This window comes from Paenibacillus sp. 05T425, from assembly GCF_056396205.1.
Genome location: NZ_JBFTLA010000163.1, coordinates 1 through 381 on the forward strand (window position 1 = coordinate 1; position 381 = coordinate 381).

General features: G+C 66.4%; 1 protein-coding gene. It reads right to left on the bottom strand.

Annotated elements, in window-relative coordinates; translation table 11 throughout:
• On the bottom strand, nucleotides 1-381 hold a 381-nt coding region (locus AC1DF0_RS32590; RefSeq protein ID WP_477577760.1), incomplete at both ends, for a PTS fructose transporter subunit IIB.

The following is a 381-nucleotide window of genomic DNA, read 5'->3' on the forward strand; positions in this document are numbered from 1 at the left end:
AGGCTTCGGCGGCCATGAAGGTGTGGGCGACACCGGTCGGGCACGCGGTGACGGCCACCAGGCGTGGCGCCTGTTTAGCAACCGCGGCAGGTTCAGCGGTGGCTGCGGGCGCGACGTAAACCTCGGCTTCCTCTACCCCACGGCGCAGCACCGCTTCGACATCTTGCAGAGCCTGGGCCGGGGTGCTCTGGAACACCCGTTTGCCGATAAACCGCGACATATCCACCGGCGCGCTGGTGACCAGCAACACCCACTCGGCGGCCTCGATGATCGCCGCCGACAATTGACGTTCCGGATGGGCTGCATCCACGACTTCGACACTGGTGCTCCAGCCCTGACGCTGGGCCGCTGCATCGAGCAGACGAGCACACAGCACACTGG